Origin of the sequence: Jiangella anatolica (genome assembly GCF_003236295.1) — a bacterium.
Lineage (GTDB): Bacteria > Actinomycetota > Actinomycetes > Jiangellales > Jiangellaceae > Jiangella > Jiangella anatolica.
Genome location: NZ_POTW01000002.1, coordinates 34,408 through 56,187 on the forward strand (window position 1 = coordinate 34,408; position 21,780 = coordinate 56,187).

Annotated in this window: 21 protein-coding genes; 12 read left to right on the forward strand and 9 right to left on the reverse strand. The window is 72.7% G+C overall.

The window, feature by feature from the left end:
* The first annotated feature begins 25 nt into the window (after positions 1-25).
* The 4 genes from C1I92_RS01060 (at position 26) to C1I92_RS01075 (ending at position 4,844) form a co-directional block, all read left to right on the forward strand.
* Positions 26-628, forward strand: a complete 603-nt coding sequence (locus C1I92_RS01060; protein ID WP_111252803.1) for a PadR family transcriptional regulator — start codon at positions 26-28, stop codon at positions 626-628.
* Complete coding sequence (locus C1I92_RS01065; RefSeq protein WP_111252804.1) at positions 625-1,356, forward strand: ABC transporter ATP-binding protein; 732 nt, start codon at positions 625-627, stop codon at positions 1,354-1,356. The genes C1I92_RS01060 and C1I92_RS01065 overlap by 4 nt, the downstream gene beginning before the upstream one ends.
* Positions 1,353-4,097 carry an ABC transporter permease gene (locus tag C1I92_RS01070; protein WP_111252805.1) on the forward strand — a complete coding sequence of 915 codons (2,745 nt, stop codon included), beginning with the start codon at positions 1,353-1,355 and terminating at the stop codon, positions 4,095-4,097. Before C1I92_RS01065 ends, C1I92_RS01070 begins: the two co-directional genes overlap by 4 nt.
* A 171-nt stretch (positions 4,098-4,268) precedes the next feature.
* Positions 4,269-4,844 (forward strand): bacterial proteasome activator family protein, encoded by a 576-nt coding sequence (locus C1I92_RS01075; protein WP_111252806.1) that lies wholly within the window; start codon positions 4,269-4,271, stop codon positions 4,842-4,844.
* Between the two features lie 67 nt (positions 4,845-4,911).
* On the opposite strand, the gene C1I92_RS01080 is transcribed toward C1I92_RS01075, so the two are convergent.
* The 4 genes from C1I92_RS01080 to pheA all read right to left on the reverse strand — a co-directional run bounded on the left by C1I92_RS01080 (position 4,912) and on the right by pheA (position 8,554).
* Complete coding sequence (locus C1I92_RS01080; RefSeq protein WP_111252807.1) at positions 4,912-5,367, reverse strand: DUF6918 family protein; 456 nt, start codon at positions 5,365-5,367, stop codon at positions 4,912-4,914.
* A 127-nt stretch (positions 5,368-5,494) separates the two neighbouring features.
* A complete protein-coding gene (locus C1I92_RS01085; RefSeq protein WP_199520838.1) occupies positions 5,495-6,301 on the reverse strand; it encodes an HAD hydrolase family protein in 807 nt (268 codons plus the stop codon).
* Positions 6,298-7,560, reverse strand: a complete 1,263-nt coding sequence (gene serS / locus C1I92_RS01090) for a serine--tRNA ligase (RefSeq protein ID WP_111252896.1) — start codon at positions 7,558-7,560, stop codon at positions 6,298-6,300. The genes C1I92_RS01085 and serS overlap by 4 nt, the downstream gene beginning before the upstream one ends.
* Before the next feature lie 58 nt (positions 7,561-7,618).
* The gene (gene pheA / locus C1I92_RS01095; protein ID WP_111252809.1) at positions 7,619-8,554 is read right to left on the reverse strand and encodes a prephenate dehydratase; all 936 of its coding nucleotides are present in this window, start codon (positions 8,552-8,554) and stop codon (positions 7,619-7,621) included.
* Positions 8,555-8,645: 91 nt separating this feature from the next.
* On the opposite strand from pheA, the gene C1I92_RS01100 reads away from it, so the two are divergent.
* Genes C1I92_RS01100 through C1I92_RS01115 form a run of 4 tightly spaced genes read left to right on the forward strand, consistent with a single transcriptional unit; the run spans position 8,646 to position 13,894 of the window.
* Entirely contained in the window at positions 8,646-10,964 is a 2,319-nt protein-coding gene (locus C1I92_RS01100; RefSeq protein WP_146604971.1) for a hypothetical protein, read from the forward strand.
* A 21-nt stretch (positions 10,965-10,985) separates the two neighbouring features.
* Positions 10,986-12,182: a DUF8462 domain-containing protein gene (locus C1I92_RS01105; RefSeq protein ID WP_111252811.1), complete on the forward strand. Its 1,197-nt coding sequence runs from the start codon at positions 10,986-10,988 to the stop codon at positions 12,180-12,182.
* 42 nt (positions 12,183-12,224) lie between these two features.
* A complete protein-coding gene (locus C1I92_RS01110) occupies positions 12,225-12,995 on the forward strand; it encodes a type IV toxin-antitoxin system AbiEi family antitoxin domain-containing protein (RefSeq protein ID WP_111252812.1) in 771 nt (256 codons plus the stop codon).
* Positions 12,992-13,894, forward strand: a complete 903-nt coding sequence (locus tag C1I92_RS01115) for a nucleotidyl transferase AbiEii/AbiGii toxin family protein (protein WP_111252813.1) — start codon at positions 12,992-12,994, stop codon at positions 13,892-13,894. Before C1I92_RS01110 ends, C1I92_RS01115 begins: the two co-directional genes overlap by 4 nt.
* A gap of 56 nt (positions 13,895-13,950) precedes the next feature.
* On the opposite strand, the gene C1I92_RS01120 is transcribed toward C1I92_RS01115, so the two are convergent.
* The gene (locus C1I92_RS01120) at positions 13,951-15,027 is read right to left on the reverse strand and encodes a globin domain-containing protein (RefSeq protein WP_158563869.1); all 1,077 of its coding nucleotides are present in this window, start codon (positions 15,025-15,027) and stop codon (positions 13,951-13,953) included.
* A gap of 750 nt (positions 15,028-15,777) precedes the next feature.
* Here C1I92_RS01120 and C1I92_RS01125 point away from each other — a divergent pair.
* Entirely contained in the window at positions 15,778-16,218 is a 441-nt protein-coding gene (locus C1I92_RS01125; RefSeq protein WP_158563872.1) for an ATP-binding protein, read from the forward strand.
* A gap of 170 nt (positions 16,219-16,388) precedes the next feature.
* Positions 16,389-17,306, forward strand: a complete 918-nt coding sequence (locus C1I92_RS01130; protein ID WP_199520839.1) for a DUF5926 family protein — start codon at positions 16,389-16,391, stop codon at positions 17,304-17,306.
* A gap of 203 nt (positions 17,307-17,509) precedes the next feature.
* Here the strand turns inward: C1I92_RS01130 and C1I92_RS01135 are convergent, their stop codons facing one another.
* Positions 17,510-18,718, reverse strand: a complete 1,209-nt coding sequence (locus C1I92_RS01135; RefSeq protein ID WP_111252817.1) for an arginine deiminase — start codon at positions 18,716-18,718, stop codon at positions 17,510-17,512.
* 36 nt (positions 18,719-18,754) lie between these two features.
* Between C1I92_RS01135 and C1I92_RS01140 the strand changes: the two genes are divergently transcribed.
* Both C1I92_RS01140 and C1I92_RS01145 read left to right on the forward strand, forming a co-directional pair.
* Positions 18,755-19,510: a glycosyltransferase family 2 protein gene (locus C1I92_RS01140; RefSeq protein WP_111252818.1), complete on the forward strand. Its 756-nt coding sequence runs from the start codon at positions 18,755-18,757 to the stop codon at positions 19,508-19,510.
* The gene (locus C1I92_RS01145) at positions 19,503-20,324 is read left to right on the forward strand and encodes an arylamine N-acetyltransferase family protein (RefSeq protein WP_111252819.1); all 822 of its coding nucleotides are present in this window, start codon (positions 19,503-19,505) and stop codon (positions 20,322-20,324) included. The genes C1I92_RS01140 and C1I92_RS01145 overlap by 8 nt, the downstream gene beginning before the upstream one ends.
* 9 nt (positions 20,325-20,333) lie before the next feature.
* Here C1I92_RS01145 and C1I92_RS01150 read toward each other — a convergent pair whose 3' ends face one another.
* The 3 genes from C1I92_RS01150 to C1I92_RS01160 all read right to left on the reverse strand — a co-directional run bounded on the left by C1I92_RS01150 (position 20,334) and on the right by C1I92_RS01160 (position 21,755).
* Positions 20,334-20,624 carry a YiaA/YiaB family inner membrane protein gene (locus C1I92_RS01150; protein WP_111252820.1) on the reverse strand — a complete coding sequence of 97 codons (291 nt, stop codon included), beginning with the start codon at positions 20,622-20,624 and terminating at the stop codon, positions 20,334-20,336.
* A gap of 70 nt (positions 20,625-20,694) precedes the next feature.
* Positions 20,695-21,102, reverse strand: a complete 408-nt coding sequence (locus C1I92_RS01155; RefSeq protein WP_111252821.1) for a VOC family protein — start codon at positions 21,100-21,102, stop codon at positions 20,695-20,697.
* A 77-nt stretch (positions 21,103-21,179) separates the two neighbouring features.
* Positions 21,180-21,755 carry a PIN domain-containing protein gene (locus C1I92_RS01160; protein ID WP_233506817.1) on the reverse strand — a complete coding sequence of 192 codons (576 nt, stop codon included), beginning with the start codon at positions 21,753-21,755 and terminating at the stop codon, positions 21,180-21,182.
* Between the last annotated feature and the right edge of the window lie 25 nt (positions 21,756-21,780).

A 21,780-nucleotide genomic window follows, 5' to 3' on the forward strand; every position in this document is an offset into this window, starting at 1 on the left:
TACCGAGTATGCATACTTGGTAGCCATGTCGATTCGTCACGGTCTGCTGGCTCTGCTGGAGCGTTCGCCGATGTACGGCTATCAGTTGCGGCACGAGTTCGAGCGGTCCACCGGCGCGACCTGGCCGCTCAACGTCGGCCAGGTCTACACGACGCTGGCTCGGCTGGAGCGCGACGGGCTGGTGGCGCAGACCGGCGAGTCCGACGAGGACGGCAAGGTCGTCTACCGGCTCACCGACGCCGGCCACGCGGAGCTGACCGGCTGGTTCGCCACCCCGATCGGCGGCGCCGACCGGCCGCGCGACGAGCTGGCGATCAAGGTGGCGTTGGCGCTGACGACCCCCGGCGTCGACGTGCGGGCGGTGCTGCAGACGCAACGCACGGCGACGTTGCGGCACCTGCAGGAGCTGACCCGGCTGAAGGCGGTCGCCGACGGGTCCGAGGACACCGCCTGGCTGCTGGTGCTGGACTCGATGATCTTCCGGGCCGAGGCCGAGGTCCGCTGGCTGGACCACTCCGAGACCCGGCTGGCGCGGCGCGGCACGACCTCCCCGCCGGCGAACCGGCCCGGCGCCGCCGCGCCGGACCCGGCCGACGCCGGCGCCGGCGATCGCGCGGTGCCGCGATGACCGGTGACCTGGTCCTCGAGCTCCGGGCGGCCGGTCGCGTGCACGCCGACGGGCCGGACGTGGTGCACGCGCTGCGCGACGTCAGCCTCGCCCTGCGCACCGGTGAGCTGGTCGCCGTCATGGGGCCGTCGGGATCCGGCAAGAGCACGCTGCTGCACCTGGCCGGCGGCCTCGACACACCTACCGAGGGCGCCGTCCTCGTCGAGGGCACCGACCTCGCGACGCTGAACCGCGCCGAGCTGGCCGCGATCCGCCGCCGCAGCCTCGGCTACGTCTTCCAGGACCTCAACCTCATCCCCGCGCTCACCGCCGCCGAGAACGTCGCGCTCCCTCGCGAGCTCGACGGCGTCCGCGCCCGGGCCGCCCGGCAGGAGGCGCTGGCGGCGCTGACGGAGGTCGGTGTCGGCGACCTCGCCGACCGGTTCCCGGACGAGATGTCCGGCGGCCAGCAGCAACGGGTCGCGATCGCCCGGGCGCTCGTCGGGCCGCGGCGGCTGGTGCTGGCCGACGAGCCCACCGGCGCGCTGGACTCGCAGACCGGCGAGGACGTGCTGCGGGTGCTGCGGGCCCGCTGCGACGCCGGCGCCTCCGGGCTGCTGGTGACGCACGAGGCGCGGCACGCCGCCTGGGCCGACCGGGTGGTGTTCCTGCGCGACGGCGCGCTGATCGACGACACCGGGGTGGCGCCGCCGCCGGAGGTGCTGCTGGGCGCGGACGGCTTCGGATGAGCCGGCGGGGGCGCGGCTGGCGGCCCGCGCTGCGGATCGCCCGGCGGCAGGTGCGCCGCAACCTCGGCCGGTCGCTGCTGGTCGCGGTGCTGGTCGGGCTGCCGGTCGCCGGCGCCACCATCGCCGACGTCCTCTACCGCAGCGCCGAGTCGCCGGACCGGTCCGCGTACCAGCGGATGGGCGACGCCGACGCCGTCCTCGAGATCACGGCGTTCGACCGGCTGCCGGTGCCGCCGGACGGCACGCCGCCGATCATCGAGCTCACCTCCAACGAACTGCCCGAGCCCGACCGCGACCCCGCCTCCGTCGACCTGGCCGCGCTGGTCCCGCCGGGCACCGTGCTGGTCCCCGACCGGCTCAACTACACCGTCCGGCTGCGTGACGGCGACACCGTGCTGCGCCCGCAGCTGCTCGACATCGGCGCGCAGGGCGGCCCGCTGTCCGACCACGTGTACCGGCTGGACGAGGGGCGCTGGCCGGAGCGGCCGGACGAGGTCGCGTTGACGCGGCGGCTGGCCGAGCAGCTGGACCTGCTGGACGGCGGCGACCTGCGTCCGGACGCGACGGTGCGGTTCGACGGCGGGCCGGAGCTGCGGGTCTCGGGGCTGCTGATCGACCCGTTCTTCCTCGACGGCGAGGCGATCAGCGCCGCGCCCGGCTCCGAGGCCGCCGAGTTCGCCGCGACCGCGCTGGACCACGGCTGGAACGACCTGGCGTACACGGGCGGGCGCGCCTACCTGGCCGACCTGCCCGCCGGCGCCGACCTCACCGCGCTCGGCGTGGCCCTGGCCGCGGACGGCGTCGGCCTGCAGACGCGCAGCGCGATCGCCGATCCGGGCCAGTACTACGAGGGCGGCGGCAGCGGGCCGACCGCCGAGGAGGTGCAGCAGGCCGCGCTGACCGCCATGGTCGTCGGTCTGGGGCTGCTGGAGGTCGTGCTGCTGGCCGGCGCCGCGTTCGCCGTCGGGGCCCGGCGGCAGGTCCGCGAGATCGGCCTGCTCGTCGCCGGCGGCGCGAGTGCGGCACAGGTGCGCCGGACGGTGCTGGCGCAGGGACTGGTGCTGGGCGTGCTCGGCGCGGCGCTGGGCCTGGCGGCCGGCGCGGCGCTGGTGCCGCTCGCCGCGCCGGCCTGGGAGTCCTACCTCGGCTCGCTGATCGACGACTGGACGTTCGGCTGGGCGGAGTTGGCCATCGCCGCCGGCGTCGGTGTGCTGTCCGGGCTGGCGGCCGCCGTGGTGCCGGCCATCGGCGCCGCCCGGATGCAGCCGGTCGACGCGCTGGCGCAGCGGTTCCGGACCACCCGGCTGGCGGCCCGGCTGCCGCTGCTCGGCGTCGTGCTGTTCGTCGCGGGCGCCGGCGGCGCGCTGATCGCCAGCCGAATCCTGGCCGGGACGCTGGACGAGTACGGCCGGCAGTTGGCGGAGCTGGCCGGCAGCGGCCGGTATCTCCTGGCGCCGGTGACGGCGCCCTACATCGCCGTCCAGCTGACAGGGGCATTGGTCGCGACCGCCGGGCTGGTCATGCTGCTGCCCGGGCTGATCTCGGCGCTGGCCCGCGGGGCGCACCGGCTCGGCCTCTCCGCCCGGCTGGCGTTGCGCGACGCGGCCCGGCACCGGCACCGCACCGCGCCGACGGTCGCGGCCATCGCGATCGTCGTGGCCGGGACGACGGCGGTCGCGTTCGCCGCCGGCGGCTCGGCCCGGGCCGAGGAGCTGCGCTACACGCCGTCGCTGCCCGACAACGTCCTCCGCGTCGAGGTCGACCGGCACGGACAGCCGATGGACGACGCGCTGGCGCAGCTCGCAGCCGCCGAGGAGGAGCTGACCGCGCGGCTGCCCGATGCCGTCGTCCACCGGGTGACGGAGGCGACCGTGCCGCTGATGAACGGCGACCAGATCATGCACGACAGCGCGTGGCTGCAGGGCCAGGGGATCTGCGCCGACTGCGGCTCGGCGACCGGTTCGGTCTACATCGCGGTCGCCGACCCGGCGATCATGGCCGTCGCCGCCGGTCACGAGCCGAGCCCGGCCGACCTCGCCGCCGTCGCCGCCGGCGAGATCGTCGTCTACGACCGCAGCTACCTCGACGACACGAGCACCGCCGCCGTCGACACGTTTCCGGCCGACGACGGGCCGCCGGTCCGGATCGAGCTCCCCGGGCACCTGGCCGAGCGCGACCTCGCCTACACGTCACTGCCGGGCGCCTTCGCCTCGGCGCAGACGCTGGAGGCGAACGGCTTCAGGCTCGTGTCGTCGGTCAGCATCGTGACGTTCGGCGACACGACACCGGACCAGCTCGACGCCGCCATGCTGGCCGCCGAGGCCGCCGGCGCCTTCCCGATGATCGAGGTGGCGCCGGAGCCCGAGGCGGACGCGGCGGTGCTGGCGCTGACCGCGGGCGCGGCGTTCGTGACGCTGGTCGGCGTGGCGATCGCGGTCTCGCTGGCCGCCGCCGAGGGCCGCGCCGACCTGGCCACGCTGGCCGCCGTCGGTGCGCCACCCCGCCGTCGGCGTGCCCTGGCCGGCGCGCAGGCGCTGGTCGTGGCCGGGCTCGGCGTACTGATCGGATCCGGGCTGGGCGTCTACTTCGCCTATCTCGTGTGGCCGGCGCTGGGCTCGCCGGAGTTCATCTGGGCCTGGGACACCCTCGCCGTCACCGGTGTCGCCGTGCCCGTCCTGGCCGTGCTCATCGCGGTGCTCTTCACCCCGAGCCGGCTGCCGATGGTCAGGAGGGTCGAGTGAACAGCAGCACAGTGCGCCGTGCCCGGCAGGCCGCGCGCCGCCGGACGCTGGAGCTGCTCGCCCTGCGCAGAGCGGAGGCGGCCGGACGGCAACAGCGCCCGGCGCCGGCGCGTGGACGTCAAGTCCGACCCGGCCGGGCGGAAGCTGGCCCGGAGGGGTAAAGATGGTCCCATGACGGAGCCGAACGAGAACGCCCAGTCCCGCGAGACCCCCGAGGACGACGAGCAGCGCGTGGTGGTCGTCGGCCCCGACGGCATGGCCATCGAGTCCGCGCCCGGCGGTCAGGAGGGGCAGCGCTCGCTCACCGACCTGGTCGAGCAGCCGGCCAAGGTCATGCGCATCGGCAGCATGATCAAGCAGCTGCTCGACGAGGTGAAGGCCGCGCCGCTCGACGAGGCCAGCCGCCGCCGCCTCGGCGAGATCCACCGGGCCTCCATCGACGAGCTCGAGGACGGCCTGGCGCCGGAGCTGGTCGACGAGCTGGAGCGGCTCGCGCTGCCGTTCGGCGACGACACCGTGCCCACCGACGCCGAGCTGCGGGTCGCGCAGGCGCAGCTGGTCGGCTGGCTGGAGGGCCTGTTCCACGGCATCCAGACCACGCTGTTCGCGCAGCAGATGGCCGCGCGGGCGCAGCTGGAGCAGATGCGCCGTGCGTTGCCGCCGGGGGTGCAGCTTGCGCCCGGCCAGGCGATGCCCGGTCAGCCCGAGGACGGCGGCGACCAGCGCGGCAGCGGGATGTATCTCTGACGAACGCGGCCGGCGATCCGCTGCTGGGGCGGATCGCCGGCCGGGTCGTGCCGGTGCAGGGCGCCGGTCAGGCGGCCGTGCGGGCGTGGCTCTCGATGACGCTGGCCAGGCGTGGCAGCGCCTCCTCGACGTGCTTTTGCGCCTGCGGGCGCAGCTTGCTGTAGACCTTCTTGACGCTGTCGCGCTGCGACGCCGCGGCGCGCGCGTCGGAGACGCCGAGCAGGGCGTCGGCGACCTCGGCGCGGCGGCCCTCGAAGTAGTCGGCGAGCGAGCCGCCGCCGGTGGCCTGGAAGTCGGCGTAGAACGGCTCGGCCCGTTCGACGAACGAGTCGAGCATGTTGTCGATCGTCTCCGGGACGAACCCGGCGTTGATCCTCTTCAGCACCGCGTAGCCGCCCTTGACGGCCATGCCGGAGACGCCGCCCTTGTCGGAGACCTCGGCGTCGACGAGCTGGTGGAGGTCCTTGACGACGGCGGGCCGGCGGGCCGGGTCGAGAAGGATCTCGCGAAGTGTGTCAGCCATGTGGGAAGTGCCCCTCAGTATCGAAATGATCAGGTGTGACGGTGGTTGCTCCGCCACTGTAGAACACGAAGATCGGTGCGGCGAAGAGTGGCATTCGCGCGCTTTGTCCGTGCGGCGCCGGCCGGGGTCAGGCGAAGTAGCCGTCGAGCACGGTGGCCAGGCCGTCGGACTCCACGTCGGCGCAGACGGCGTCGGCCACGGCCTTGACGTCGTCGGGGGCCTGGCCCATCGCGACGCCGACGCCGGCCCAGCGCAGCATCTCCACGTCGTTGTGGCCGTCGCCGACGGCGAGCGCGTCGGCCCCCTGCAACCCGAGCTTGCCGGCGACCTTGCTCAGCCCGGACGCCTTCGAGACGCCGACCGGCATGATGTCCAGCCACGCGGTGTAGCCGATCGCGTAGTCGACGCTGGGCAGGCCGGAGGCGTGGGCGATCTCGCGCAGCCGGTCGCGGTCGCCGTCGGGCCAGCGCACGACCAGCCGGGTCACCGGCTGAGCGACCAGCGCCTCGTGCGGGACGACGGTGACCGTGCCGTCGAGGTCGCCGGCCGGGAACTCGCCGGTGACGCGGTAGCCGCGGCCCAGCTCCTCGACCGCCAGCACGGCGTCGGGGATCCGGGTGGTGAAGTACCGCACGGTGTCGGTGATGTCGAACGTCTCGATGTCCACCGGCGCCCGGCTCTCGACGTCGACGACGACGGCGCCGTTCGAGCAGACCGCGTAGCCGTCCTTGAGCCCCAGCTGGTCCAGCAGCGGCAGCGTCGAGTGCATCGACCGCCCGGTGGCGACGACGATGTGCGCACCGGCGTCGTGCGCTCGCCGCACCGCGTCGACGACGACGGCTCGCGGCGGCCGGTGGAACTCGGCGTAGGTGACGATCGTGCCGTCGACGTCGAGTGCGACCAGCGCCGGGCGCCACTCGCCGGCCGGCGTCACGCCGCGACCGGTTCCAGCAGCTCGCGTCCGCCGAGGAACGGGCGCAGCGCCTTCGGCACGTGCACCGAGCCGTCGGGCTGCTGGTGGTTCTCCAGCAGCGCCACGATCCATCGCGTCGTCGCCAGCGTGCCGTTCAGCGTCGCGACCGGGCGGGTGCCGCCGTCGGTGCGCTCGCGGATCCCCAGCCGGCGGGCCTGGAACGTCGTGCAGTTCGACGTCGAGGTCAGCTCCAGCCAGCGCTCCTGCGACGGCAGCCACGCCTCGCAGTCGAACTTGCGCGCCGCGCTGGACCCGAGGTCGCCGGCCGCGACGTCGATGACGCGGTACGGCAGCTCCATGTCGGCCAACATCTGCTCCTCCCAGCCGAGCAGGCGCGCGTGCTCGTCCGCGGCGTCCTCCTCGCGGCAGTAGCAGAACATCTCGACCTTGTGGAACTGGTGAACGCGGATGATCCCGCGGGTGTCCTTTCCGTAAGAACCCGCCTCGCGCCGGTAGCAGGCCGACCAGCCGGCGTAGCGCAGCGGCCCGTCGGAGAGGTCGACGATCTCGTCGGCGTGGTAGCCGGCCAGCGCGACCTCGCTGGTGCCGACCAGGTAGAGGTCGTCGGCCTCGACGCGGTAGATCTCGTCGGCGTGCGCGCCGAGGAAGCCGGTGCCGCCCATGATCTCCGGGCGCACCAGCGTCGGCGTGATGACCGGCGTGAACCCGGCGGCGACGGCGGTGGCCATGCCGTGGTTGAGGATGGCCAGCTCCAGCTGGGCGCCGACGCCGGTGAGGAAGTAGAACCGTGAGCCCGACACCTTGGCGCCGCGCTCGGTGTCGATGGCGCGCAGCCCCTCACCCAGCTCCAGGTGGTCGCGGACCCGCTCCAGCGCCGGCTTGTCGCCGACCTCCCTGAGCACGACGTAGTCGTCCTCGCCGCCGGCGGGCACGCCGTCGAGGACGAGGTTCGACGGCACCCGGGCCAGCTCGTCGAGGGTCGCCTGTGCTGCCGCGGCGGCGGCCTCGGCGGCCTTCACCTCGGCGGCCAGCTCCTGGACCGCGGCCAGCAGCTGTTGCTTCTCCTCCGGCGCGGCCTTCGAGATCAGCTTGCCCCGGCTCTTCTGCTCCGCGCGCAGCCGCTCGAACTCGGCGAGGGAGGACCGGCGCGACTCGTCGGCGGCGAGCAGCTCGTCGACGACGGCCTCGCTCTCGCCGCGCGCTCGCTGCGAGGCGCGGACACGGTCGGGGTCTTCCCGGATCAGGCGCAGATCTAGCACCACCCGAGGGTATCGGGCCGGGCGGCCGGGGCGCGCGGGGGTTTCGCTCCGCCGCGGCTCAGCCGCGCAGCTGCGCCAGCCAGGCGGCGGCGTCGTCGAAGTCGGCGTTCGCGGTGCCGGGCAGCACCGGCGGGCGGACGCCGTCGGCGCGCGGGTAGGAGCCGAGGAAGCGGACGCTGCCGCAGACCCGGCGCAGGCCCATCATCGCCTCGCCCACCCGGGCGTCGGCGACGTGGCCCTCGACGTCGATGGCGAAGCAGTAGCGGCCCATGCCGTTGCCGGTGGGCCGCGACTCGATCCGGGTGAGGTTGACGCCGCGGGCGGAGAACTGCTCGAGGATCTCCAGCAGCGCGCCCGGGTGGTCGTCGCGGATGAACGCGACCAGCGTGGTCTTGTCCGAGCCGGTCGGCCGGCCCGGCCGCCCCGGCGGCGTGACGAGGACGAACCGGGTGACGGCGTCGGAGTCCTCGCCGATGTCGACGGCCAGCGCGTCCAGGCCGTAGCGCTCGCCGGCCAGCGGCGCTGCGATCGCCGCGTCGTACACGGTGCCGTCGGCGCCCGGCGTCCGGTTCGCGACGGAGGCCGCCGCGGCCGCCGTCGACGGGCCGAGCGCGATGACGGCGTCGGGCAGCTTCGCCGTGACCCAGGCCCGGCACTGCGCCTCGGCCACCGGGTGCGTCACGATGCGCCGGACGTCGGCGAGGTCCGTACCGGGGCGGGCGAGCAGGGTGAACGTGACCGGCAGCAGCACCTCGGCGGTGATCGCGAGCGGCTCGCCGCGGATCAGCTCGTCCAGCGTGGCGTTGACCGAGCCCTCGACCGAGTTCTCCAGGGGTACGACCGCGCCGGCCACCTCGCCCGTACGCACCGCGTTGATGGCGGCGTGCACCGTCGGCGACGGCTCCAGCGTCGCGCCGGCCAGGGCGGGGAAGCGCAGAGCGGCCGCCTCGGTGAAGGTTGCCTCCGGGCCCAGGTAGGCGTAACGATCGGTCATACCCAGCAGCCTAGTGTGTCAGCCTGGCCACAATTGGCGGCTTCATTGCCGCCCGAAGGAGCAGGTGCGGATACGGTCGACCATGATGGACGTGGAGCGCGCAGGCAGGACCGGCACGCATCCCGGCGCCGCGCGACGCCGGATGCGGGCGGGCCGCACTCGCCTCGGCGTCCTCCTGATCATGGTGCTGGCCGTTCTCGCGCCGCTGCTGACGCCGTCCGCGGCGGCCGCCGAGACACCGCCGGCCGCGACGACGTCGGACCCGCAGCAGCGCGTCGTCTTCCTCGGCATCGCCGGGCTGGCCTGGCCCGACATCACCGCCGAGGGCACGCCGAACCTCTATGAGATGGCCGGCTCCGAGGCGGCCGGCTCGCTGACCGTCCGTACCGTCCGCACGCGCACCTGTGTGGTCGACGGCTGGCTGACGGTGAGCGCCGGGCGCCGCGCCACGGACATGTTCGACACCGACGCCGACGGCGAGAACGACCGGTACTGCCGGCAGCCGCCGGAGCCGGTCGCCGCCCAGGACGGTCCCGGCGTCATGGTTCCGGCCTGGGAGCTGCTGCAGCAGCAACAGGACGACAACTCCTACAACGCCGAGATCGGCCTGCTCGGCGACCGGCTGGCCGAGGCCGGCGTGTGCGCGACGGCCGTCGGCCCGGGCGCGGCGCTGGCACTGGCCGACTCGACCGGGCGGGTGCCGACGTACCACCAGTTCACCGGCGATCTCGGCGGCGGGCTGCTGAACGAGTGCCCGGTGACCGTCGTGGATCTCGGCGGACTGGCCAACCCGGCCCCGCGCGGCAGCGACGAGGCCACCGTCCAGGCCGCGCTGGACACCCGGCGGCAGACCGCGGCCAGCATCGACCAGCTCGTCGGCCGGATCATCGACCAGCTGCCGCCGGACACCGCGCTGATGATCGCCGGGCTGGCCGACAGCGTCGCCACCCCGGTCCCGCTGCCCGAGGAGCCCACGCCGATGCCGCCGGCCGGGCTGCGCGTGGCGCTCGCCTCCGGTCCGATCGCCGACGGCGGCACGTTCGGGCCGCAGTGGCTGACGTCGTCGTCGACGCTGTGGCCGGGGCTGGTGCAGCTGACCGACGTCGCGTCGACGCTGCTGGCCTACGCCGGTGTCGACGAGCCCGCGAAGGACTCCGTCGGGCGGCCCTGGCGGGGCGCCGGCGCCCACCCGGGCAGCTCTGCGGCGACGGTGTCCGAGCTGATCGGCGTCGACCGCGCCTCGGACATCTACCGCGACCAGTCCGGCCCGTTCTTCCAGATCCTCGGCGTCGTGCTGCTGGTGACGTTCGCCGCAGCGGTGCTGGCGCTGCGCCGCCGGGTGTCGTCGCGGTCGGTCGTGCTGCGCGTCGTGCAGGCGGTCGCGGTGCTGGCGGCGGCCGCGCCGGTCGCGTCGTACCTGGCCAACGTCACCCGGTGGTGGCGCTACGACCAGCCGAACACCGTCCTCTGGACGTCGATCGTCGTCGGGGCCCTGGCGCTGACGGTCGTCGCGCTGGCCGGGCCGTGGCGCCGTCGCGTCTACGGGCCGCCGGGGGTCGTGGCCGGCGTGACGGCGACGGTGCTGGCGGTCGACGTCGCCAGCGGGTCCTCGTTGCAGCAGTCGAGCCTGCTCGGGCTGTCGCCGCTGGTGGCCGGCCGGTTCTACGGCTTCGGCAACATCCCGTTCGCGATCTTCGTCGTCGCCAGCCTGGTCGCCGCGGCGGCGCTGGGCCAGTGGCTGCTCGACATCCACCGGTCGCGTCGGTTCGCCGCCGGCGCCGTCATGGTCGTCGGCATGATCGCCGTGGTCATCGACGGCGCTCCGCAGGCCGGCGCGGACGTCGGCGGCATCCTCGCCGCGATCCCCGGTTTCGCGGTGCTCGTGCTCGGCACCTACGGCGCCCGCGTCACGTTCGCCCGCCTGGCGCTCGCCGCCGCCGGCGCGACCGCGCTGTTCGGGCTGTTCGCGTTCCTCGACTGGCTGCGCCCACCCGGCTCGCGGACGCACTTCGGCAGCTTCTTCGACGACGTGCTCTCCGGCGACGCGCTGACGGTGATCTTCCGCAAGGCCGAGGCGTCGTTCGGGACACTGGAACGCTGGCCGATCTACGGCTGGCTGGTGCCGGTCATCTACGTGGTGATCCTCTGGCTGACCCGGCCCGACGGCGAGCAGGCGATGGAGCGGACGGTCCAGCACTGGTCGCTGTTCCGGTACCTGGTGTGGGCCGCGCTGCTCACCGGCGCCGCCGGGTTCGCGGCGAACGACTCCGGCATCATCGTGCCGGCGCTGCTGCTGACGGTGGGCGTGCCGCTCGGCGTCGCGGCGGTCGCGGCGGCGTCGCGGCTGTCGCCGTCACCGGCCGACGACACGCCTATGGCGTCCTCTAGCGAAATCTACGGTTCCCGCTAGACGACACCATAGAGTCCGATCATGGACCCGGTGCGCAATCCGTACGCTCCCGGCGCCGGTCAGCGTCCCCCCGAGCTGGCCGGCCGCGACCGCGAGCTGCAGCAGTTCGACGTCGTGCTGGAGCGGATCGCGCGGGGGCGGCCGGAGCGGTCGCTGGTGCTCACCGGGCTGCGCGGCGTCGGCAAGACGGTGCTGCTGAACGCGCTGCGGTCGCAGGCGATCGGGCGGATGTGGGGCACCGGGAAGATCGAGGCCCGGCCGGACCAGTCGCTGCGCCGGCCGCTGGCCAGCGCGCTGCACATGGCGGTCCGCGAGCTCACCCCGCGGCACCGCGACCCCGACCGCGTCGACTCCTTCCTCGGCGTGCTCAAGGCGTTCGCGCTGCGCTCGGCCGGCGACGACGCGAAGCTGCGGGACCGCTGGCAGCCGGGCATCGACGTGCCCGCGGCGACCGGCCGCGCCGACACCGGCGACATCGAGGTCGATCTCGTCGAGCTGCTGGTCGACGCTGCCGGCGTCGCCCGCGACGTGGGCGTGGGCATCGCGCTGTTCGTCGACGAGATGCAGGACATCCCCGCGCCGGACGTGTCCGCGCTGTGCGCCGCCTGCCACGAGCTGTCCCAGCAGGGACTGCCGCTGGTCGTCGTCGGGGCCGGGCTGCCGCACCTGCCGGCCGTTCTCTCCGCGTCGAAGTCGTACTCGGAGCGGCTGTTCCGGTACGTGCGGATCGACCGGCTGGACCGCGAGGCGGCCGACCGCGCGCTGGTCGCGCCGGCGTCGGAGGAGGGTGTCGTCTACGACCCGGCGGCGCTCGACGCGCTCTACGCGGCGACCGAGGGCTACCCGTACTTCGTGCAGGCCTACGGGAAGGTCACCTGGGACAACGCCCCGACCGACCCGATCGGCGCCGACGACGTCCGGATGGCCGCGCCGGAGGCCCAGGCCGAGCTGGCGGTCGGCTTCTTCGGCTCACGGTACGAGCGGGCCACCCCGGCCGAGCGCGAGTACCTGCGGGCGATGGCCGCCCTGTCCGACGACACCCACGGCGTCGTCCCCACCTCCGACGTCGCCACCTACCTCGGCCGCAAGCCTTCGTCGCTCTCGCCGGCCCGCGACTCGCTGATCAAGAAGGGCCTGGTGTACTCGGCCGAGCGCGGCACGATCGCGTTCACGGTCCCGCACTTCGGCATCTACCTGCGCAAGCACGCCACCGTCTGAAGTTTAGCTTGGAAAGTAGCACCTGAGCGATACACTTCAAGTATGAAGGCCTCAAAGGCACTGCTGGCACTCGCTGAGCTGACGTCTTACCAGTGGGGAATGGTGACGTCGGCTCAGGCCGGCAGGCGCGGAGTCACTCGCCTGAATCTCTCTCGGCTTGCCGAGGCCGGGCATCTGATCCGCCTCGCCCATGGTGTGTACCTGGACGCAGGCGCACCGGGGGATCGGCACACAGATCTGCGCGCGGCATGGCTGAGCGCCGACCCCGCCCGGCTGGCTGAAGAGCGCCTGGCAGACGGGGCCCGTGGCGTCGTGATCGCGGGCGCCTCGGCCGCGCGTCTTCACGGCATCGGCGACCTGCCGGCCGCACGGCACGATTTCGTCTGTCCGCAGCGGCGCCAGAGCCAGCGATCCGAGATCCGTTACCGGAAGCGGAACCTGGATCCGAGAGACCTCACGCTCGTCGAGGGCCTGCCGGTCATGACGGTCGAGCGCACGATCACTGATCTGGTCGAGGACATCAAGGAGCTCAGCCTTGTCGCCGACGTCCTGCGTGACGCTTCCGAAGGGCGGAGCCCAGACGCCGGACGGCTGGAGGAACTGCTCGCCCCCCTGGCTGAGCGCAACGGATTTCCCAGGGCAGATGGCGGCGCCCTGCTGAACCGCCTCAAGGAACTTGCAGGCACCGACCTGAAGACCGTCGCCCGGGAGATCGCGTTGGCGCCGGAGCTTGGCGCACTAGTAGCGGCAAGCTTCGCCGAGAGCCATCCTCACGTGGATCTCGCGGCAATGGCGGCGAGTGGCCCACGATGACCGGCTATTCCAGTGCCGCAGGCGTCGAAGCCGCGATCAAGGCGGCCGCCAGGAGGGCGGCCGCCGCCGACCCCTCACTGAACGTCGACGAACGGATCAGGCTGGAGCACTTCCATCGGTTCCTCAGCCGCGTGTTCTCCGAAGGTGAGGACTCCGAGTGGGTGCTCAAGGGCGGAACGGGAATGCTGGCGCGCGTGCCGTCGGCACGCGCCACTCACGACGTCGACCTCTATCGACGTGGTTTCACCCTGGATCAGGCTATGGCCGACCTGAGGCGGCTCGCCGAGGTCGACTTGGACGATCACTTCCGCTTCGCCTACACGAGCCACAGTCGATCGGTCGGCGGTGACGGGCAGCCATTCACCGACGGCTACAGGGTGATGTTCGATGTCTTCGTCGGTGTGAAGAAGGTGTCACCGCTACGGGTGGATCTTGTGGTGGGTGCTGGAATCACGGCCGAGATCACGACGATGGAACCCGCCAGCAGCCTGGATCTGCCCCGGCTCGTCGGCCATCCCTATCGTCTCTATCCGGTCGTTGACCAGGTCGCCGACAAGGTCTGCGCAACCATGACGATCTACGGCGAACGTCGCTCGAGTCGCGAGAAGGACCTTGTCGACCTCGTGGTTCTGGCCGTGACACAGGACGTCGATGGGGCAGCCCTCGGCCATGCGATCGCGTCGGAGACCCGCCGCCGAATGATGGAACCGTTCGGCCATTTCGCCCTGCCTGCGGACTGGGGCCGCGGCTACGCGCGACTTGCCAGGTCGGTCCCCTCCTGCTCGGAACACCGCACCGTGGCGCTTGCGCGAGAACTCATGGAGCGATTCATCGACCCGGCACTCGACGGTAGCGCCCGCCGCAAGTCCTGGTCGCACGACGACCTGGCCTGGTGTTGAGCTCTCCATCGGGCCCTCTAGGACAATCTAGCTCTGCAGCTAGAAAGCGCTAGAACTCACCAGAGACCGTAATCGTCGACGATGATCTGCTCGTCGGGGACGCCTTGCTCGCGCAGCCGCTCGAGGCTCGTGGCCACCATGGTCGTCGGGCCGGCGACGTAGACGCGGTGCTTCCGCCAGTCGCCGTAGGCGGAGACGATGTTGCCCATGAGGTCGGGGCTGCGGTCGGTCGGGCCGTCCGGTGAGACGACCGGCACGACGGTGAGCCGCCGGTAGCGCACGCCGATCGACTCCAGGTGCGGCAGCGCATACAGATGGTCCCGGTCGCGGCCGGCATAGAAGACGTGCACGCGGCGGCCGTCCTGGCGCTGCTCCAGTTCCTGCAGCGCCGCCAGCACGGGCGCGATGCCGGTGCCGCCGGTGATGCAGAGCAGGTCGTGCTCGGACCGCGGCGTGGCGACGTCGTGGCCCTGGGGTGCGCCGAGGTGCAGCACGTCGCCGGGCTCGGTGCGCCAGACCAGCGCGCTGCTGACCCAACCGGCGCCGACGGTGCGGACGTGGAACTCCAGCAGGCCGTCGTCGCGGGGGGCGGAGGCCATCGAGTAGGCCCGCCAGATCTTCGGCCGCCGCGGCGTCGTGACGTACGCGTACTGGCCGGGCCGGTACGGGTAGTCCGTGTGCGGGCGGACCTGCATGATCGCGAGGTCGTCGAGGATGCGCCGGTGGTAGACGACCTCGGCGTCCCACCACGGCGGCGAGATGACGGCGTCGCGGCGGGCGGCGCCGGACATGATCGCCGCGATCTTGTCGTAGGCCTCGATCCAGGCCCGCTCGTGCCGCGGCGTCCACGCGTCGCCGACGGCGCGGCGCACGGCCAGGACCAGCGCCGTGCCCACGGGGGCGTAGTGCTGGTCGATGACGCCGAACTTGCGGTGGTCGCGGCCCAGCGCCTCCAGGTACGGGACCAGCGTCTCGCGGTCGTCCGCGTTGCCGACGATGCGCACCAGCGCGCCGACCAGCCGCGACCGCTGCACCGCCATGCCCGCGCCGAACAGCTCGCGGGCCTCCGGCGCGATGGTGAACAACTGCGCGTAGAAGTCGACGCCGACGGACTCGAGGTGGTCCTCGACCAAGGAGAGGGTCTCGCGCAGCGCTTCGCCGTCGAGCCCCGTGTCGTTGGCTGGCTGAGGTTCCAGTGCTCGCTCCGGCTCCGCCTCGGTTCGTGCTGCCGCCCCGTCCCCTGATGCCGCGTCCTCTGACGCCCCGTCCGGCGACGCAGCGTCACCAGCCGGATCCGACAGAGTGTCACTCGCTCCGTTGCCGTCCGCAACCGCACCGTCACCGTTGCGCCACATCGGGTGCCGTGCGACCGGAACACCGGGCTCGAACCACGACACGCTGTGACGCGTGTCAGCAGGGCCAGGTACCTCGCCACCGGTAGCGTCGATCATGGCGTCGCCCGACGCCACCCCGGTCCGAGCCCCTTCCGCCCCACGTTGTCCCGAAGACCGGGAGTGAGTCCACATCGTCATCCTCTCCGCCCCGCTCTAACCTAGCGGTCGATCCGCCAGTTCGGCACGGAAGGAAGTGTCACGGTCGGACATACGTGTGCGATGAGGGCATCTTGATCATCCGGACGCGGGCGAAGTCGCCCGCCAAGATCAGGTAAACGCCCTGGTGATCAACGGTGTGCCGGTGGCAGGCCGGTCACCTGGGCGGTCGTCCAGGACAGCGCGGACATGGCGATGTCACATCTCATAATATGGACGTGATCGTATGGCGAATGGTTCACTGTCGGGAGGTTTGGCAGAGTCGTGCAGTGGGCACCACTGGATGCGGGTGGCGTGGGTCCGGTGAAGGGAGATCAGGCGGTGGGTCGAGTCGTGGCCACGAGGCGTGAGGCCCGATCCAACAGCGCACGCTCGGTCGAGCTGACCGGTGAGGTCAGCAACGTCCCGCACGCCCGCCACCTCGTCGCCGAGGATCTGCGCAACACCAACATCTCCCCCACCGTCATCGAGAACGCGCTGGTCGTGGTCACCGAGCTGGTCACCAACGCGATCCTGCACGCGCAGCCGCTGCCGCTCGGCGGCACCCGTACCGGCGTCGTCCTGCAGTGGGCCGTGCTCGGCAGCGACGTCCTCATCGAGGTGAGCGACGGCGGCGGCTCCGACCGCCCGCAGGTGCGCCAGCCGGCCTCGACCGAGGACCAGGGCCGCGGCCTGGGCATCGTCGACGCGATCGCCCGGGAGTGGCGGGTCCGGTCCGAGCCGGGCCGGGTGACGGTGCACGCCGTCGTCGGCCCGTGGAATCCCGCCGTCTGACCTCTGACACGGGGCGTGCGACACCGTGACATGGGCGCGCGGCACCGTGACATCGGCTGTCGCTGTGACATCGGCGGGTGCCGTCGTGACATCGGCCGGGACACCGTGACATCGGCCGGGGCCCGCCTCCCGTTACCCGTTCGAAGACTGAGCGACTACCCTCGCCTTCCGTGAGTGCCACTACCGAGGTTCCCGTCGTCGGCCCCCGCCAGCCCTGCCCGTGCGGCTCGGGCAAGCGCTACAAGGTCTGCCATGGCAAGCAGGCCCGCGAGGCCGAGCGGCAGTACGTCGTCCGCCCGTTCGCCGGTCTGCCCGGCGAGTGCGACTGGGTGGCCATGCGCGAGATCGTGTCCGCCGCGACAGCGCCGCTGCGACTGTCCTCCGGCGACGACCGCTCGGTGGTGCTGTGCACGCTGCTCCCGGGCGCGTTCCCGGCGCTGGTGCGCGACGGCGGCGAGATCCTGCTCGCGCTGCAGACCATGACGGCCACTGGCGACCCGGCCGCCGACCTCGGCCACACGCTGGCCACCGCGCTGGAGGCCGAGCCCGGCACGACGGTGAGCCCGGCGCCGCGCCCGGCCGGCGCGCCGCGGCTGCACGACCTCATCGACGTCGACGCGGAATTCCATGTGACGGTTCACGACGGATTCGACTACTGGTTGGATCCCGAGTCGGACACCGGATCGGAGGCAAAGGCAGCCCTCGAGGAGGCCAATTCCGCTGTCGTGCCCTCGGCTCGCCTCACATCCGTCGACGCGGCCTACTGGTGCGCACTCGGCGACCGCGACCAGGTCCGCTGGGTGCTCCCGTACGACGAGGAGCCGCTGCTCGACGGACTGGCCCGGCTGCACGCCGCCGGCGCGGACACGCTCGGCGAGGGCACCCGGCTGCTCGGGACGTTCCGCGCCGCCGGCCTGCTCGTCCCGGTGTGGGATCTCGTCGACGGGACGCCCGCCGACGCCGTCGAGGAACCGGCCGCCGCGCTGGGCGAACGGCTGGCCGAGGCGGTGGCGCAGAAGTCCCCGCTGACGGGCGAGCAGCGCCGCGCGCGGGCCGGCCTGGCCAACCGTCAGGTCACCATCCGCTGACGGCGCCGCACCGGCGCAGAAGAAGACCCCAGCCGCTCACGACGGGGGAACACGAGCGACCGGGGCCTTCATTGGAGCTTACCTTCTTCGAGGGGCAGAAGTTCCATCGAATGGCGACTTCTTCTGATTCGCTCCGTTACGGTCCGGTCTCGGCCGGTCTGCACCTTGTCGGAACAGTGCCGTGGCGCGAGGTATAGACCGTCTCAATGGCTGTCGCGCCGGATCGGGCACGACATGCACCGGGGGCCACCACGGCCGGAGCCCAGCTCGCTGCCGGTGATCCGCAGCACCTCGATGCCGGCATCCTCCAGCCGGGCGTTGGTCTCGGTGTTGCGTTCGTAGGCGACCGCCAGCCGCGGCGCGATGGCCAGCGTGTTGTTGCCGTCGTCCCACTGCTCCCGCTCGGCGGTGACGGGGTCCAGCCCGGTCTCGACGATGCGCAGCGCGTCGATGCCCATCGCCTTCGCCGCCACCTCGACGAACGGCGCCGGGTCGGCGTCGATGACCAGGTCGTCGCCGGACCACCGCAGCGCCACCGCGGTCAGCTCGTCGGCGACGTTCGGGTACATGACGATCGCGTCGTGGTCGACCATCGTCAGGACGGTGTCGAGGTGCATCGTCGCGCGGTCCTGCGCGATCGGCACGGCCAGGACGGTGTGCGCGAGGCCGGCGCGCAGCACGTTGCGGGCCAGCCGCTCGACGCCGGCCGGTGTCGTCCGCTCGCCGGTGCCGACCGCGACGACGCCGGGCCCGAGCAGCAGCACGTCGCCGCCCTCGAGGTTCTCCAGCTCCGGCCCGTAGACCGACGGCACGCCGGCGAAGCGCGGGTGGTGCCGGTAGATCGCCGACGTCAGGCTGGTCTCGCGCCGCCGCGCCGCCATCGCCAGGCTGGTGACGGCGACGTGGTCGCCGATCCACACGCTGGAGTCGCGCGTGAACAGCAGGTTCGGCAGCGGATCGATGACGAAGTCGTGCGGGTCCATCAGCCGGTAGGTCAGCCCGCGGCCGGTGCGCAGCTCGTCGTGCGCCAGCCCGGCCATCAGCACCTGGGCGAGGTCGTCCGGGTGCAGGCCGCTCAGGTGGTCGCGAAGCACGGCGCGCAGCGTGTCGCCGTGCCGCGGGTCGGCCAGCGCCGCGTCGATGCACTCCTGTCGTGCGGCGTCACCGGCCAGCGTCTGGGCCAGCAGCTGGGCGAGATAGAGCACCTCGACGCCGTGGTTGCGCAGCGTGTCGGCGAACGCGTCGTGCTCGTCCTGCGCCCGGCCCACCCACGGGATCCCGTCGAAGAGCAGCTTGTCGTTGTTGCGCGGCGTGAGCCGCTTCAGCTCCGGTCCGGGCCGGTGCAGCATGACGGTGCGCAGCCGGCCGACCTCGGAGTCGGCGGCGTCGGTCGTGGAGGCGGACGTTGTCATCGAGAGCTGAGGCTACAGCGCCTAAGCTTGGCGGCCATGACCACCGAGGACCGCCGCGCGGACGGTGTCGCCGCGATCATCCCGGCGAAGGACGAGCAGGACCGCATCGCCGCCACCGTCGAGGCGACGACGGCCATCCCGGGGGTCGACCTCGTCATCGTCGTCGACGACGGCTCCACCGACCGCACCGCTGCGACCGCCACCGAGGCCGGCGCCGTCGTCGTCGGACACGCCCGCAACCGGGGCAAGGCTGCCGCGATGGAGACCGGCGCGACGGCGCTGGCGGCGATCGAGTCGCGCGAGGCGGACCGGCCCGCGCCGCGGGCGCTGCTCTTCCTCGACGCCGACCTGGAGTCGACGGCGGGCAACGCGCGGCCGCTGGTCGACCCGGTGCTGGCGGACGAGGCGGACATGACCATCGGCGTGCTGCCGGCCCAGCGCACCGCGGGCGGCGGTCGCGGCCTGGTGGTCGACCTCGCGCGTACCGGCATCGAGCGGGCCACCGGCTGGACGGCGACGCAGCCGCTGTCCGGCCAGCGCTGCCTGACCCGGGCCGCGTTCGAGGCGGCGCTGCCGCTGGCCGAGGGGTTCGGCGTCGAGACCGGCCTGACGATCGATCTGCTGCGGGCCGGCTTCCGGGTCGTCGAGGTCGACGTCGAGTTCCACCATCGCGTGACCGGCGCCGACCTCAAGGCGCAGCTGCACCGCGGCAAGCAGTACGCGCACGTCATGCGGGCGCTGGTCACCCGCGGCATCCGCCCGTCGGCGCCGGCCCGGTTCCGCCGTGTCTGACGTGTGGGGGACCGACCGGCTGGACCTGCCGGCGTACCTGAACCGGCTCGGCATCGAGGTCCGTGAGCCGAGCCGGGCCGCGCTGGATGAGCTGCACGAGGCGCACGTGCGCACCTTCACCTTCGACAACGTCGACGTGCTGCTGGACCAGCATCCGGGCGTCGGGCTGGACGCCGTCCAGGCGAAGTTCGCCGGCCGGGGCCGCGGCGGCTACTGCTTCGAGCACTCGACGGTGGTCGCGGCGGCGCTGGAGCGGCTCGGCTACGACGTGGTCCGGCACCTCGGCCGCGTCGGCGACCCGGCCGCCGGCACCCAGCAGGGCCGCAGCCACATGGTCGTCGAGGTGGTGCTGGACGGGGAGCGGCTGCTGTGCGACCCCGGGTTCGGCATGGGCCTGCTGCGGCCGATCCCCATGGCCGACGGCGCCGAGTCCGACCAGGACGGCTGGCCCTACCGCGTCGACGCCGTCGGCGACGGCCTCTGGGGGCTGCGGCGGTACCGCGAAGCGGGCTGGGAGCTCGCGCACACGACCGACGAGTACGAGGTCAAGCCGATCGACGTCGTGATGGCGCACCACTACACCAGCACGTTCCCCGGCATCCACTTCCGCTCCGGCCTGATGGTCGGCAAGCACCTGCCCGGCCGGCACGTCATGGTCACGCATCGGACGGTGACGGTGCGCCGTCCGGGCGAGCCGACCGAGTACCGCCCGCTGCGCGACGGCGAGCTGGCCGAGTGGCTGGACGTGCTCGGCGCCGGGCTGACGGCGGACGAGCAGGCGCGGCTGCTCGCCCACGTCGCCACGCTGGACTGAGCGACGCGCTCAGACCGGTTCGCGGAACGGGTCGTGCTCGGCGATCAGCTTGTCGACCCGGGCCTGGTCCAGCCGCTTCGTCAGCGCGTTGTCCTCCTGCTGGTCGCGGATGCACTTGGCCAGCGTGAACGCGGACGTGACGAGGTAGAGGGTGCCCAGGCCGAGGAAGGCCCGGGTCCAGGAGTCGATGTCGAGGTACAGGATGCCGACGACGACGGTGACCAGAGCGATCGCGAAGGACAGGATCGCCTGGACGTAGAACGCGGTGGTGGTCCTCGGAGTGGGCGGCGCTGTGGTCATGTCAGCACTGTGCCGCCTCGGCCGGGTCGTGGCCTGAGCGCCGTTGCTCAACCGGCCTGGGTACGCGTACTCAGACGTGCTGCGTGATCCGGATCTGGTTGCCGAACGGGTCGCGCAGCGTGCAGTCGACGCCGTACGGATGCTCGGCCGGCTCCTGCGTGAACTCCACGCCCCTGGCGGACAGCTCCGCGAACGCCTTGCGGCAGTCGTCGGTGGTGAGCACGCATGCGACGCCCAGCGCTCCCTTGGTCAGCAGGTCCCGGACCTGGCCGGCGACCTGCTCGCTGAGCGCGGGCGGACCGGGCACCTCGAGGAGCAGATGCCGCTCCGGATCGTCGGGCAGGGCGACGGTCAGCCAGCGGGTGAAGCCCAGGTCGACGTCGTTGGTGACCGTGAAGCCGAGCCGGCCGACGTAGAAGGCCAGGGCCTCGTCCTGGTCCAGGACGTGGACGGTGGTGATGCTGATGGCGTTGAACATGCGCCCCACGCTAGGGGCCGGCGACGGCGGCCGCTTCTCCGAAACCGCTCGATGACGCGGGTCGCGCCAAAGCGCTGTCATGCGGTCGCGTCGTCCGCCGGTAGCTGGCACAAGTGCCCCAGTACCCGCTGCGCAAAGTCCGGGCAGCCTGCGTCCTGCAGTGCCTGGACCAGGCTCTTCGATCGCGGCCGCCGGTCCCAGTAGCGCTCTTGGTCGCGAGTCACCGCCCGGACGCGGTGCGGAGCAGAGTCGTCGACCAGCACGAGGAAGCTGTCGGGGGTGTGCACCTCGTACGGCAGGGTGTCCAGGTCGATGCCGGGCGAAGTGAACCCGCCGTCGGCAGTGATGAGGTAGGTCGCACCGGCGGCCACCGCGGCGGCGTGCACGTGCTGATCGTGCGGATCGTCGCCGGGAAACGACCCGTCGATCTCGAAGTCGTCGATCCTGGCGCCGGCCAAGGATCCTGCGATGCTGTCGCGGATCTGGGTGATCACGCCGCCGGGGACGTTGGGGTGACGCCGCCGGTACTGATAGATGGCCTCGGCCAAAATGTCCTCGGTCCAGCACAGCTCATACAAGCCGCCGCGCGACTCGAGCTGGATCATGATCAACCAGTCACGGAGCGTCTTGGAGTAGAGGACGTTGGCGTCCACCAGCGCACGGGTGTGTCACCCACCG